The sequence below is a fragment of the Micromonospora sp. AMSO31t genome, assembly GCF_008868175.1.
Taxonomy (GTDB): domain Bacteria; phylum Actinomycetota; class Actinomycetes; order Mycobacteriales; family Micromonosporaceae; genus Micromonospora.
The window spans coordinates 1-537 of sequence record NZ_WBKT01000332.1 but is presented as its reverse complement, the minus strand read 5'-3'; the positions used below and the strand labels follow the sequence as shown (position 1 = coordinate 537).

The following is a 537-nucleotide window of genomic DNA, read 5'->3' as shown; positions in this document are numbered from 1 at the left end:
CGGGTACGCCCCACCGCCCGGCGCCGCCGGCTTCACCTCCCGGTACGGGCTGGTCCGCCCCCGGGAGGGCCGCTACCTGGCCGGCGTCTGCGCGGCGATCGGCCGGGCCACCAACACCGACCCGGTGCTGTGGCGGGTGCTCCTGGCCGTGCTGGGCTTCTTCGGCGGCATCGGCATCCTGGTCTACGTCACCGCGTGGCTGATCATCCCCGGCGAGGGGGACACCGCCTCGCCGGTGGAGTCGATGCTCGGCCGGGGCCGGTCCAGCATGTCCCCGATCACCGTGATCGTGCTCAGCATCGTGGTCGCGGTCGGCTTCGGCTACGTCGTCACCAACGGTTTCCGGGCGATCCTGCTCGGCGCGGTGATCCTGATCGGCGGCGCGCTGCTGCTCAACCGCGACCAGCGCAACCCGGCCACCCGGACGGCGGCGCCCGGCGCGCCCCCCGGCCCGCCGCCGGGTCCGGTCCCGCCGGTGGCCTGGCCGGCGCCGTCGGCCGCCGCGCCCGCTCCCGAAGTGCCGGCCGCCGCCGCACC

Annotated in this window: 1 protein-coding gene; it reads left to right on the top strand. The window is 76.9% G+C overall.

Going from position 1 to position 537, the window contains the following annotated elements; all coding sequences use genetic code 11:
• Positions 1–537, top strand: a 537-nt coding sequence (locus tag F8274_RS30810) for a PspC domain-containing protein (protein WP_151465911.1), incomplete at both ends; no start/stop codon positions are given.